This window comes from Paenibacillus sp. NPDC056579 (assembly GCF_042793215.1).
In the GTDB taxonomy this organism is placed as follows: Bacteria; Bacillota; Bacilli; order Paenibacillales; family NBRC-103111; genus Paenibacillus_S.
In genome coordinates, this window is the sequence record NZ_JBHTVD010000017.1 from 1 (window position 1) to 13,853 (window position 13,853).

9 protein-coding genes are annotated in these 13,853 nt (G+C 32.5%); 2 read left to right on the top strand and 7 right to left on the bottom strand.

Going from position 1 to position 13,853, the window contains the following annotated elements; translation table 11 throughout:
• The 7 genes from ACFQ88_RS36540 to ACFQ88_RS36570 all read right to left on the bottom strand — a co-directional run.
• A partial coding sequence (locus ACFQ88_RS36540; protein WP_379462560.1) for a hypothetical protein occupies nucleotides 1–864 on the bottom strand: 864 nt, incomplete at its 3' end.
• Between the two features lie 40 nt (nucleotides 865–904).
• Nucleotides 905–4,972, bottom strand: coding sequence for a glycosyltransferase family 4 protein (locus tag ACFQ88_RS36545; RefSeq protein WP_379462562.1), 4,068 nt, complete (start codon nucleotides 4,970–4,972; stop codon nucleotides 905–907).
• 20 nt (nucleotides 4,973–4,992) lie between these two features.
• Nucleotides 4,993–6,645 carry a methyltransferase domain-containing protein gene (locus ACFQ88_RS36550; protein WP_379462564.1) on the bottom strand — a complete coding sequence of 551 codons (1,653 nt, stop codon included), beginning with the start codon at nucleotides 6,643–6,645 and terminating at the stop codon, nucleotides 4,993–4,995.
• A gap of 14 nt (nucleotides 6,646–6,659) precedes the next feature.
• A complete protein-coding gene (locus tag ACFQ88_RS36555) occupies nucleotides 6,660–7,808 on the bottom strand; it encodes a glycosyltransferase family 4 protein (protein ID WP_379462566.1) in 1,149 nt (382 codons plus the stop codon).
• Nucleotides 7,793–9,031, bottom strand: a complete 1,239-nt coding sequence (locus tag ACFQ88_RS36560; RefSeq protein WP_379462568.1) for an ABC transporter ATP-binding protein — start codon at nucleotides 9,029–9,031, stop codon at nucleotides 7,793–7,795. The genes ACFQ88_RS36555 and ACFQ88_RS36560 overlap by 16 nt, the downstream gene beginning before the upstream one ends.
• Nucleotides 9,032–9,045: 14 nt before the next feature.
• Nucleotides 9,046–9,822 carry an ABC transporter permease gene (locus tag ACFQ88_RS36565; protein WP_379462570.1) on the bottom strand — a complete coding sequence of 259 codons (777 nt, stop codon included), beginning with the start codon at nucleotides 9,820–9,822 and terminating at the stop codon, nucleotides 9,046–9,048.
• Between the two features lie 33 nt (nucleotides 9,823–9,855).
• Nucleotides 9,856–10,983 (bottom strand): mannose-1-phosphate guanylyltransferase, encoded by a 1,128-nt coding sequence (locus tag ACFQ88_RS36570; RefSeq protein ID WP_379462572.1) that lies wholly within the window; start codon nucleotides 10,981–10,983, stop codon nucleotides 9,856–9,858.
• Nucleotides 10,984–11,199: 216 nt separating this feature from the next.
• Between ACFQ88_RS36570 and ACFQ88_RS36575 the strand changes: the two genes are divergently transcribed.
• Both ACFQ88_RS36575 and ACFQ88_RS36580 read left to right on the top strand, forming a co-directional pair.
• Entirely contained in the window at nucleotides 11,200–12,696 is a 1,497-nt protein-coding gene (locus ACFQ88_RS36575) for a sugar transferase (protein ID WP_379462574.1), read from the top strand.
• A 1-nt stretch (nucleotide 12,697) separates the two neighbouring features.
• The gene (locus ACFQ88_RS36580; RefSeq protein WP_379462576.1) at nucleotides 12,698–13,840 is read left to right on the top strand and encodes a glycosyltransferase family 4 protein; all 1,143 of its coding nucleotides are present in this window, start codon (nucleotides 12,698–12,700) and stop codon (nucleotides 13,838–13,840) included.
• Nucleotides 13,841–13,853: the final 13 nt, after the last annotated feature.

Genomic DNA, 13,853 nt, shown 5'->3' on the forward strand with positions numbered 1-13,853 from the left:
ATATTGCGCAAATGATTGAGAAAAGTCTCTCATATAATAATCATTCGCAAAAATTATATAGCCAGGAATGGATGCGATTGAAAACTGGTAAATAACTTTTAATGTCAGTAATAAAGAAAATTGTCCAACCTGTACTCCAGAGTATGAACTTGGAAAAACTATTCTAAAACCAAGATATAGTAAGACGTAAACTATAAAGTAAATAATAACAGGGAAAACATTAAAAATAACCTTTTTAATACTTCTATTTTCGCTATAAACATATGAAACTATAAAAAACAATATTAAATAAGGTAGGAACATTTCATAACATAGAGTACATATAATTAGAGAACATACACTAATGGTAATACTAATCTTCTGTTTTTCAACGAGATACTTTTTATATAAAATAAGTGAAATTAATAAGAAATCCAACCCTGTGTGAAAAACAAATGGATATGATGTTACCAAATTATGTTCCCATGAATTTTGGAGAAATACAATGAAAAACAATGACGCAATAAAGGTAACTTTTTTAGACTTAAAAAAATAATACACTGAATATGAGAATAAAAGATAATTTATTATAATTGAACCAAATGAAACTATTTTGTAGTAAATTGTATTGTCTATTAAAAATGGTATCATGGCAAGGGCACTTGTTACTATCATTGAAAATCTTCCCTGATTTATTGCCATATCTAATGAATTATGAAATATTTCGGATAAAGAAGAGGCTGAAATAAATGCTCTAATATCATCATTTGTAGTATAACCTACTGGAATCAGAGGAAATAATAAAATTAACAATAATATCACATGTGATGTAATCATCGAATCATATTTACGAATAAACAATTTTATTTGATCCATTTGTTTCATTATTTTCAGTATGCCCCCGTCATTCAACCTAATAATTATATCATTGTACCATTTCCCTTAGTTTTTTGTTTAGCCTCTCGCCCAATGACTCCCAAGTATAGTTTTTCACCATTTCTTTTCCGTTACCACCTAAAACTTTTGCAAGCTCTTTATCGTTAACTATTTTTTCTATTTTACTATAAAGTGCATCTTTAGAAGTTATGAAACCGTTAATATTATCACTTACCAATTCCACAAAAGCAGCACATTTTTCATTAACAATAACCGGTTTACTTTGCATCCAAGCTTCTAGGATAACAATGCCGAAGCTTTCGCTTTCACTCATTGTAACAAGACAAGTACAGTGTTTTAGTGCCGAAATAACAGTGGGTCTTTCTAACTCATTAAAATAAAAAGCTTCATCTGGATTTATAGGTTCAAAGTCTTCGTCCTTTCCGATCAATACTAAATTGCATTTTTTCCCGTTTTCATTCATTTTTTTAACAGCCTCAATAACCCACTTATAATTCTTAGAACCTGTCTTTCTGCCTAGAACTAAGACAAATGGTAAATCTGAACTGTATCTAGCAAAAAAACTCTTATCGTCATCGCAAACGTATTCTTTAGGATCTACTGCTCCTCCTGGTAACGATAAAGTATTATTCGCTCCTATCTTACTATAAAACCAATCAATTGCTTTATCTGGGAACGCAACAATTTTATCTGCCTGTCTTAGTGCCTCATAATATGATTTCCAGTGATAAAACTCATCTTCCATATGAAAATGAGGAACAATGACATAGGGTTTTCCAAACTTTTTTGCAAAATCGGATGCAATAACTGAAGTGTAGAAAGGAATACTATGCCCAATAATGACATCATATTGAGGTACATTTTCATTAAGCCATGTTTCTAACTCCACAGACTCTGGACCTCTAGTTCTTTGAAAAAGAGAATCTATGTCTTCTTCACGCATATCTGCAATTGTTATCATGCTTTGAATATATTGTTCAGGATATCTGTTTTTCATAAAAGCTTTATAGTCTTCTACAAGATTAATTTCTTCATTAATATGCTCATTATTAATTTTGAATTCACCCAAAATAAGTCCAAAAGTTCTTGGATCAGAACCATCGATATGCGTATCCGTTGAAATTCTAACTATAGCTCTATTGAAATTGCCTTCAATTATTAATTCGAAACTGCCGCTAACTGTTTTACTTATGATTTGAGTATTATCTTGTAGAGTTAATATTACTTTTTTCCTTTTTGGGCTAATTCCTCTCAAAATTATTTTATTTGCCTTATCAATAAATAAAAGAGCCTCACCAGAAGACCATACCGAATAGCTATCCCTATTCCTTTCAGGATAATACCATCCGCCTAATAACATGGTCTGATCATATTTATCAATATGATCTAGTGATGTTTTTATCGATTCTTCCATCCAAGTGTTGTATAAATCTCGGCTACTTTCAAGCATCTTATTTTCTGATAATTCATCAAATGCAAAATAATTTAATACCGTGTCTTGAAAAAGTCCAATGTTCTTTTCATTACCGACAGTAGAACCAGATATTGAAAAATGATATTTATTGTACAGGTCCTTTAAATTTACAGAAGCAATGTCAATCGAAAAATCACCAATCGAATCTATTTCTTTAATGAGGTTTAGCATATACGCCTCTGCTCCACCTAAAGGCGGATTAGTAAAACGATATGTTACAATGAGCATTTTTTTCTTTTGCTCACTTCTAAGTATTTCTCGTTTTATCACCCCATCTAGTTTTGAGGCGAGTATTTTCCAGTCCAATTCTTGAGATACATATTTAAAAGCATTATCTGAAAGACTATTTTTTAATTCTGAATCGTTAATTAATAAGCTAATTTGGTGTTCGATATCCTTCAAATCGCAAACTATCGCTTCATTCATGTTTTCTATTGCAAAACCTCGTGCTCCAAAGCTAGTTGTAACCACAGGCAACTTATTTGCAAAATATTCCGCAAGTTTTAAATTCGATCCGGAGCCACTCAGCATAGGATTAACTGCAATATCAGCAATTTTTAAGAGCACATTTTTATATGCATCATCTAATTTCCCAAATAAAAGAACATTATCTGGTACAATACCCGTTATTGAGTCACAAACAGAACCAATAATTAGAAAATAACAATCAGACAATGCTACTGCTAATTCGTTTACAATGAAATTCGCTGCTTCAACATTTGGTTGATGCGAACTGCCTATAAAAATAATTGTTGGAAAAGTCCCAAAAAGTGTTTTTACATTTTTCACATTTAGGTGTTCAAAGTCGTCGCTGATTTTCACACCATTCCGTATCGTAAATATACGCTTGTTTGATTGAATTAAACTATTTAATCCATTATGATCACTATCCGAAACGCTAATGGCAATTTTACTTAACTGCATAGCTTTAGTTTCAGCAGCTTTAACTTTTTCAATAAGAAATTCATACTTCGGATGCCCGGAAAGTAATTTCATCTTAAGATCAGTTTCAAAATTGTGGCTTTCATAGATTATAGGTTTATCTATTCTTTCTAAAAGCTCTACCATATAAGGATGAGTTAAAATGATAACATCAGCTATATCTTCGGAGATTACTGATATTTTTTTTAGGAGCTCATTTTCAGAACACATATAAGAAGTAACAATATCCGTGGCACTTATCCAATGCTGCCTATTAATTGCAACTTCTTGCTCCAGATGATTGCTTGTTTTCGGCACGGAGACCTCAACGAAATTATCATTAATATCGGTTCTCTTAATTTCTCCATGACCATTGAGGCATAAGAGAAGTATTTTATAGTTTTTAGTAGATAAATTAGAATATAATTGATTAATTCTCACTTCCCCTCCGGAAACTGGAGAAGAGCATTCAAAGTCATTAAGTATATAAATTAATTTTCTGCGATCTTCATTAGGTTTAATTGAAGTAATTCTCGAGTGAATATTATTAGCTATCCCTTGCCACGAAAAGTTTGCATTGATATAGTCCATCCCCTTTTTTGAAAGGGACATCATCAAATCTTCATCAGTCAATAGCTCAATAACTCTTTCAGCAAAATCGTCCCTGTTAGCCAATATGAAATGTTCACTGTTCTTTATATCAATTCCTCTTACCCCACAATCGGTTGAAATAAGTGGAATCCCTGCAGATAAATATTCTAATGTTTTAAGGTTTGTTCCAGCCCCTGAAAACATTGGATTTATTGCTAGATCAGTATTAATAAAAATCTCTTCTTTTGTTTTTTCATCAATCCTGCCGAGTAGTTTAACATTACTCCCAACGCTTCTTGCCCTAAATGTATCACAACAATTCCCTGCAATTACAAACTCAACATTTTGACATTTAGGAGCAACATTATTAATAATATATTCCGTTGCTTCTATATTTGGCGGGTGAGCACTTCCAATAAATAAGGCTTTTATCTGTTTATTCTTTTGCCGCTTAAATCGTTTAGGTATACCCTCACTAATCCAATCATCTGGATTAATACCATTTGGAGCTAAATGAATTCTGGAGGATTCTACTCCAAATTCGGAAATAAAACTATTTTTCTCTTCTTCGGATGTAGTAAATACAAAATGAGAGCCAAGAACAAGTCTGCGCTCTAGATCATTAATATACTCAAAGTATTTTGAGGCATTAGGACCCTTCCATATTTGTTTAACTAGTAAAGATTCATAATTATGACTATTGTAAATTCTCGGCTTATCATCTAGTCCAAAAAATAAATCATACTCCAGCATGTATGGAAAATCATGGATAACCATGTCCGCATTTGGATACAGCTTATTATAATACTCGTGATATTTATTGGGCTTTCTTGAACTTAAAGCACAAACAAGAGCAGATACTTCCGGTCCAATTTCTTCTTTGTCGATATCCATATGAAGTCGATTATGGACATCTTCCTTAGGTATTCTATATTCTCTAAAAGTATCACTAAATTTAACACACTCTAATTTATGATCACTGTATGTTGGTGAAAGTAGCGTTATATCATGATATTTACTTAATTGGTAATAAACATTAAATAGTCTCAACTCTCCACCACTAGTAGGAGGTTGAAAGGCTGGAAAAAAATTCATCACTAATATATTCATCATGTTCACTCCATACAAGTTTAGGCTTTATAAGCCATAATAGAAAAATCTTGCTCCATATTAAATTTATAGATAATCTCGTCGACGAATTTCTGTCCAGTATACTCCGGTTCTTCCCTTTTATGAAGTCGTAAAATTTCTGGATAAATAAACCCTCTTTGTTCAACTAAAAACTTAACGGTATCTGGTACAAGAGGGTTAATATGTGTTGGATCACCTCTAAAGGTAAATGCACCTACCCAAATACTTTCAGGATTTGGTGTTTCAAAAATAATCATTCCGCCAGGCTTTAAGACTCTTAGTGTTTCATCAAACAAAGTAAGTAATTTATTTAGAGGAAGATGCTCAATAATATGAAATCCTGTTACAATGGATACACTATTGTTTTTTTGAATGCGCAAATAATCTATAGCATCACAGAATTGGGCACTTAATCCCATTTCAATACATTGGTCTATCATTACCTTGTTCATATCAACACCTAGTGCCTTAAAGCCATTTGCTTCAATTAATTCTAGCCATTCACCCCGTCCACAACCTAGATCAATTACTGTATTATCACCTGTACGCTCTCGGACTTTATCTATATATGGTAAGTAAACTTCTAATCTTCCCTTGATATCCTCTCTTGTGCCGCGGAACTGATCTTCAAAACTTACATACATTGCATCAGTAAAATGTGATTCATTGTCTGCCAATGCTTTTAGTTGAACTGTGTCCAGTGGGTCGGGTAGTCTTTTTCTTGTTTCCTCCAAGAAAAAATTAAGCCTTCGTTGCATTTCTATAATATTTAATTTGTGGTCCTTAATTTGTTTATTTATTGTGCCTAAACTTGAATAAATTTCATTAGTTCGATCGTTAGACTCAGTTATCGATTGATTACTTAGTTCTAATGAAGTTTTTACAGAAGTTATCTCATTTATTATTGTTGCACTACTTTCTTTTAATTTTTCTTGTAATGTTTCTATTGTCTTCTCTATCTTGATATAATTTTCCTGATATTCTTTTATTGTATTACTCATTTGATTAAATTCATTTATGAAGAGTTCAAAATTAGATTTATTCACATTCTCAAGTATTATATTATTAATTTTTTCATGATTATTAATTATCGTTCTATTTGTATTTTGTACAAACAGATCAAGTTCATGAACTAAACTATTTAATGATTTCGATTGTTCTGTATGACGATGATTTACGAACATTTCATATTGATTTAGATTTTTTATTATTCTTGGGAGTTTTATAATGCTTATGATAAGTTTTAATAGGTAGCCTATGATTGGAGCTCGATATAAGATATTCGTCATAAATGGGAATGTAAGACCTTTAACTTTAATTTTATTTTTCTTGGCTTCTTTAGAATATCTTACTCTACCCAATATTTCGATTTTATTTAATCTTCCTGATCTCAACTGCCCCAAATAGTAATCCATGCCTTGGGGATCTGGATTTCTTTTTAACAATCCGCGATACACATTTCTAACAAAATCTTCATCGTGATAGTTAAGAAAGTCAGATATATCATACTCATTTTTAGATTGCAATAAATTTTGACTATAAAACTTAGGAAAATTAAAATTGGACTCTAAAACGATGTCAGTGTCTTCATTATATTTTAGGCTCTTTTTTATCTCACGCAATACGTCATTTACTTCTAATTTAGGTATCATGAAAATCTCCTGTTTTATTTATAGTTTAGAACTTTCTTATAAATATCCAGTGTTTTTGCGGCTGTTAATTCCCACGAAAATTCCCTAGATTGTCCCAATCCCTTCAATGATAAACTATTCCTGTATTCTTTATCCAACAAAACTTTATTTATGGCTTCTGAGATCGAAAGGGTATCAAGCGGGTCAACTAACGATGCCGCATCTCCAGCAACTTCAGGCATAGAAGATATATTTGATGTAATAACTGGAATTCCTGATTTCATAGCCTCAAGTATCGGCAGCCCAAAACCCTCATACATTGACACATAAATAAAAGCATCCGCAGCATTATAAATTAGCGGTAAATCATTTTCTTCAACATATCCTGGGATAATAACATCTTTAGATAAATTCAGTTTATTAATTTTATGAAAAACAGTATCAATCTCAAGACCTTTACTTCCAACTAGAACCAGCTTCTGTTCTAATCCAGAGTCTTTCTTAGCTTTATAATACGCCTCTATCATTCTCAGTATATTTTTTCTTGGCTCTAATGTGCCAACATATAGCAGAAAAGAATCAGGCAAACCGTATTTCGCTTTTACATTTTTTAAGAGTTGATTTTGGTCTCTTCTGAAGAACTGCTCAGATGCAGCGAGTGGGGTACACATTACTTTCTCAGGATCAAAATTAAAATAATCTATTATTTCATTTCTAACACTCTGGGAAACAGTAATAATCATATCTGAATTATAAAGTGAGTGAATAGCCCATTTAGCATGGTGTTTAACAATATGCTGTGGCATTAATTCCGGATATTTAATAAACGCTAGGTCATGAAAAGTTATTACTTTTTTAGCATTATAAGTTGGCCAAGAATGAAAATTTGTCCCGTGGAACACATCAAAATTCCCTGTAATAAATTCCAACTTGAGTCCGTTATATAATGTAGGATTCAGATTTAAATCTCTTAATTTATCGTAAGGTATTAGTATTTTATTAACACTACCAACACCAGTATGAATTGGTTTCGATGGCTTTATCCCGTTTATTGCTAAGTTCAGGTTAAAATTATTATTTGTTTTCAAAAACTGTTTTACTAAATTTACAGTATAGTAACCTACACCTGTTTTTTGTGACATTAAAGGAGTGGCATCCATTATTACTTTCATTGGATTATCCATTCGTGTTTCAGCTTACAAATTCCTACATCATGTACATTTGATTTTACTTGAAAGCCATATCTACCAACTTGATAATCATATGCAGTCCCGTCTAATTTATGAACTGCAATGTCCACTAAATACGAGCCCTCAATTAAACTAATACTTTCAATATCTACAAAAACAGTTCCTTGAGTCGATAGTTTATCAACTTTAATGTTATCGATATCAGTATTTGTACCATAGCATTTAATCCCATCAATCGTGTTAATGGCAATACCAAATACAACGTCCTCATTCATCTCATGCATCACATAATCTATTTTCAGTTTTAATCTTTCACCAGAAGTAAAAGAATAGTTTTCTTGTCCTTCCCCGTTATACATCTTTAAATTGGTTAATTCAATCTTCCTATTTCCCCATCTATTCTGTTCTTCTAATTCTGAATCTTGAGTTTTGTTTTGTCCATCTGATTCATCGATTTGTTGTTTCTGATTATTAATACGAATACCGTCTTCTTCTGCCATAAAATCCAGGTATTCATTAATTACTATTTTAGAGTCACCAGACTTAACAATCTTACCTTTATTTAGCCATATTACTTCGTCACATAAAATCTCCATTGTATGATTATCATGTGAAACAATTACGATGGTCTTTCCTTGTCTTTTAAGCTCCTTGAGCTTATTGATACATTTTTTTTGAAATGAAGTATCTCCTACTGAAAGAACTTCATCAATAAGTAATATGTCTGGGTTAACATTAATTGCGACTGAAAAAGCCAATCTCATATACATGCCTGACGAATAGCTTCGTAGAGGATTATTAATAAACTCTTCCAACTCGGAAAATTCAATAATAGAATGGAGCTTCTGATCTATTTCTTTTCGCGTTAGACCGAGTATTGAAGCATTCATATAAATGTTTTCAATTCCTGTAAAATCAGTATGAAAACCTGCACCTAGCTCTAGTAAACTGGATACACGACCTTGAATCTTTATTGTGCCGCTAGTTGGATACATGATTCTAGTCAATAATTTAAGCAAGGTGCTCTTTCCAGAGCCATTTCTGCCAATTAATCCAATGGTTCTACCACTTTCTATCTTACAGCTAACATCATCCAGTGCCCAAAACTCTTCAGCCTTCTCCCTACCACGGTAAATTAGGCGTTCTTTCAAAGTGATGTTTTTTTCCTTTTTTAATATAAACTTTTTCGAAACATTATTAACATCAATTACAACCATATTCATTACCTCTTTTAGATTTCTTCTGCAAAACTTTTTTGCAGTTTATTAAATATTATCCAACCAACAACTAGCACTATAATAGAATAGAGGAGATAAAGAGATAAATGCATAAAGTCTGGCATTGTACCGTAATAAAAAATATTTCTATATGCTTGAATAATTTCTGTCATTGGATTTAGAGAGAATAATGCCTGAAATTGTTCAGGTACCATACTTATAGGAAAAATAATGGGAGTAATATAAAAAGCTGCTTGTAACACAATCGCAATAATATGCTCTAGGTCACGAAAGTAGACATTCATTGCACTTACTATAAGCCCAATACCTAGTGTAAGCAAAGTTTGGATAAATAATATAAGCGGGAAAGCAATTAATGATATATTAATTTGCACTCCAGTTAACAAAAGCGATGGAATTAATATAACTAAACCAAATAAATAATTTATAACTCCTGCTATTATTACTGATAGTGGAAGAATTTCTCTTGGAAAGTATATTTTTTTTACTAAATTACTATTTCTCATAATTATACCGGCACTGCTCTGAATAGAAGATGAAAAGAAAGTCCACGGTAAGATTGCGCAAAATAAAAACATAGGATAATTCTCGATATTTTGCCTCATGATAAACGAAAATACTACCGAGTATATTGCTAATAGTAAAAGTGGATTTAGGAATGTCCACAAGAAACCCATAACTGATCCTTTATATCTGGTACGTAGATCAGTCAGTACAAGGCTCTTTAGCATTTGTCGGTAATTATAGATCTCTAGTACTCTACTAATCATTATTATTCTCCTCACAACGATAAATCAATACTTTCAAAGATATTTCTCCATTTTTTGCTCACGCAGTTCTTTAATTATTGATTTAATCTCTTGTGCTCTGTCCTTGGAGCAAATAAGAGTTACATCTTCTGTATCAATAATAATAAGATCTTCAATTCCAAGAGTTGCTATCAGTTTTCCATTACTTTCAATAATAGAATCTTTTGTATCTATGCTTAATATGTTTCCTTTAATGACATTACCATGCTCATCTTTATCATTAATCCGTTCTAATGCAGTCCAACTCCCCACATCGTCCCACCCAAAAATGCAAGGAATCACATAAATATTATCTACCTTTTCCATAATGCCGTAATCGATAGACTGGTCTGGCATTTTATGAAACTCATTTTTAATTACTTCAATCTTATCTTTATTTATGAATGCCACCTTCATTGTCTCTAAAAGATCATTCATTTCAGGCATAAATTGTTCGATGTACTTTCTAATGGTTCTTACTTTCCAAATAAAAATACCGCTGTTCCAATAAAAATTACCCGCCGCCAGATACTCCTTTGCTTTTTCAAGGTTTGGCTTCTCTACGAATTTACTTACTCGGAAAACATTTATATTATTTATGGTAAGATAATTCTTAGTACTTTCAATATATCCGTATCCTGTTTCTGGATAATTTGGTGTTATTCCGAGAGTAACAAGCGAATCTTCATCTTGCTCACAAGCATTCGCCGCGGTTTTCAATATATTGATGAACCGATCTTCATTCTCGACAATATGATCCGAAGGCAAAACAATCATAGTACTCTCCGGAAACTTTTCTTCAATAATTAAAGAAGCCACGCCAACACAAGGGGCTGTGTTTCTCCCGACCGGTTCAATAATAATGTTATCTAACGGTAAGTTGGGGATTTGGGCATGGATCAATTCAGCGTATAATTCATTTGTAACTACGAAAATCCGTTCAATATTTATCAATTTTTCCAATCTAGTTACTGTTTGCTGTATCATGGATTTATTGCCTGATATATTCAAAAATTGCTTCGGTAGGTTTGTCCGACTTTTAGGCCAAAATCTTTCTCCTTTTCCTCCTGCCATAATCACAGCTGTAAGTTCCATCTCATATCCTCCAAATATCGACAATAATTTAGTTTTATCTTCTACCATTCGCTAATCCCAATCATTATACCTTATAATTTTGAGACAAAGCAACGAAAAGTGCCATTATATTACATTATTACCGAATACTTTTGTCCACCAATTAACACTACTACTAGTCTCTAAATCTTATACAGTTTTTGCTGGGAATATCTATTCTTGCTTTTTCAGCAAGTTTCGCAATACAATTATCTAAAGTAAATATATGATGGAGGATTTGTTTAGGTGAATTATCCATTTACCACCAATAAAACTAATAACATGATTCCAACCCTAGAATTAAATCAAAAACTGGAAACTAGAAAAAATATCGCTTTTTATCTGGCGCTTTGTTTTATCATAGCGGAAATTACATGCTTTACCTTGCTTTATTTTTTCTTATATGAATATCGTATCTCGCAAGAATTCGGACAATCTGTCGATTTTTTTAATACGGATTTTCCAAGATTCATGAACTATTTAATGTTTTTCTCAATATCCTCGGTATTCTATTTATTCTTTGTTTTCAGATACAAGATCTATCATTTTCGCTCTAGTTCGGGATTAGCAGATGAGTTATTCAAAATGAGTAAAGCATATACTTTTGCCGTACTTGTCACAATTGGAATTAGTTTCTTAATGAAGTACACTGATTTTTCACGCTTAGTTATCGTGATTTATTGGTTTTTTGCGATAATTTTGACAGCCATTTTAAGAATTATAAAAAGGCTGCTTTATTTTCGCTTAGCTAACCATGATCTAGTCTGTAAAAATGTCATTATCGTTGGAGCCGGTAAAGTAGGCACATCTTTAATGAATGAACTGAGCCATAACAAAGCGCTTGGCTTTAAAGTTGTAGGGTATGTGGATGATGATTATGAATCTAACCATTATCTGGAGAGTTCTTATTTAGGAACTACTTCTGAATTGAATATTTTATTGCAAAAATTTACCGTTGATGAAATTATCATTACAATTCCTTCTGAAAGGGAACTTGTAAACAAGATCATTACAGATCTTAGGAAAATTGATATTAAAATCAAAATCATTCCGGATTTATTTAATCTAGTTATGAGTACCGTTCAAATCGATAACATCAATGCATTGCCTGTTGTTACTCTAGTTAAAACCCCTATGAGGGGTCTAGGTCTTCTCTCAAAAAGAATTTTTGATATTGTAGCTGCTTCCATCCTACTCTTCATTATAAGTCCAGTATTCCTTATTACTTCCATTGCAATTATGCTGGACTCAAAAGGAAGTATCTTTTACAAACAAACAAGACTCGGGAAAAATGGAAAGCAATTTGGCATGTTGAAATTTAGATCTATGGTTTCTGACGCTGACACCTTATTAAAAAGTCTAGAGAAACAAAATGAAATGGATGGAATTGCTTTTAAAATGAAACATGACCCGCGTGTAACACGGGTAGGACGATTCATACGTAAATACTCAATAGACGAACTACCTCAGCTTATTAATGTAATAAAGGGCGATATGAGCTTAGTTGGCCCCAGGCCACCACTTCCTGTAGAAGTACAACAGTACGGAGATTGGGAATGGAGGCGTCTAGAAGTACTTCCTGGTATCACAGGCCTCTGGCAGGTCAGTGGCCGTAGCGACCTTTCTTTTAGTCAATGGATGAATCTTGATGTTTATTATATAGAAAATTGGAGTTTAGGTCTTGATCTAAAGATCCTTCTAAAAACCATCCCTGTTGTTTTAAAAGGGGAAGGAGCGTATTAACATGTCTGTATATCTTGATGCACAACCACTGCTGGGACCTCGCTCCGGCGTATCTAACTACGTCCGTAACTTATATAAAGAACTAGTGACCTTAAATTTGGATATAGAATTATTTTTTAATCGTATCGCAAAAAATATTCATGTAAACGAACTCGATTTACAGATCGATCAAAGACCTAAAATAATAAATTCCCGTTATCCATATAAAGTCATAAGAAGATTGCTTCAACCTGGTTTTTTGTACAACTATCCATTTGATTGGTTTAACAAATCATCTGCATCAATCTTTCATGGCACAAATTTCACTCATATTCCTATAAATAGTAAAAAGACAGTTATTACAATTCACGACTTGGCATATATGATTTACCCAGAAACTACCAGCGAGAAAATTTATAAGCATCATTCAATATGGGTTCCCTATAGCGCAAGAAATGCTTCAAAAATAATCGCGGTTTCTCAACATACTAAAAAAGATATTATTGAATTACTTGGCGTTCCAGAAGAAAAAATTGAGGTTATATATTTATCCGCAGATCATCTTTATCGTCCTTTAAACAAGAACGTAGTGCAAGTAATTTTGAACAAGTATAGCTTGCCGGACGATTATATTTTATTTGTCGGTACACTTGAGCCTAGAAAAAACCTTATTGGATTACTTAAAGCTTTTCATTACTTAATCAACAATCATAAGTGTGATCATAAACTTGTTATAGTAGGCGCTAAAGGTTGGAAATTCAGCCCTATACTTGATTTTATACGACAAAACAACCTAGAAACCAGAGTCATATTTACTGGATTTATTGAAGATGATGACCTTGCAGCTCTTTATAACGGTGCAACACTATTTGTAATGCCGTCTATATATGAAGGATTTGGGATTCCAATTTTGGAAGCAATGAACTGTGGTGTCCCAGTAATTGCATCTGATGTGTCTGCAATTCCAGAGATCGTTGATAAGTACGGAGTTTTGTTACCACCTAATAATTACGAGCAATGGGCTACCGAAATATATAGACTGATCAACGATACAACTAAACTAAATAAATACAAGGAATTATCATTGGAAAGAGCAACTCACTTCAATTGGCAAAAGACAGCTTTGGAAACAAAAATGGTATATGATAAGATAATGAACATGTGACATTGGAAAGGAG